Source organism: Erwinia sp. MYb416, from assembly GCF_037479575.1.
GTDB classification, from domain to species: Bacteria; Pseudomonadota; Gammaproteobacteria; order Enterobacterales; family Enterobacteriaceae; genus Erwinia; species Erwinia rhapontici.
The window spans coordinates 1-608 of record NZ_JBBGYT010000039.1 but is presented as its reverse complement, the minus strand read 5'-3'; the positions used below and the strand labels follow the sequence as shown (position 1 = coordinate 608).

Genomic DNA, 608 nt, shown 5'->3' with positions numbered 1-608 from the left:
GCGGGTACGACGGCGTGGCACCGGATCGTCACCCAGGGTGTTGAGCATGGTTTTCTGCTGCGGTGGTGCAGAAACCTGGAACTCGCTCCACCATGTTGTCAGGCGTTGCAGCTCGTTGTTATGTTCCACTTCGGCACGCAGTGCCAGCAGGTCGTAGGCGGCACGGAACTTAGGATGCTCCATCAGCTTCCACGCGCGTTTGCCGTGGCGGCGCGACAGGCGGAGTTGCAGCGTCCAGATATCACGCACCAGCGTGGTGATACGTTTCGGGATCGCCAGTGAACGACAGGCTTCATCCAGCACATCATTCATCGACAGGGCGAAGGCATCGTAATAAGCAAGACCGCTTTCCTGAGCAATTTTCTGTGCCGCCTCCAGCTGTGGATACCAGAAGATGGCGGCAAACAGGAACGCCGGGTTAACACGCATCTGGTTGTGGATGCGGCTGTCGGTGTTTTTCAGCACCTGAAGGATCATCCGCTCCATATTACTGTCACCCTGTTCGGTGAAGTAACGGGTGATGATCGGGAACAGCGGCTGGAACAACTGATGTTCCCGCAGTTTCAGATAGGTACTGTGGCCGTAGCCCGCCTGCAACAGTTTAAGGG

General features: G+C 56.9%; 1 pseudogene. It reads right to left on the bottom strand.

Annotated features, from left to right (window positions below):
- Positions 1-608: pseudogene (gene pcnB, locus WH277_RS00360) on the bottom strand (polynucleotide adenylyltransferase PcnB); the annotation flags it as partial.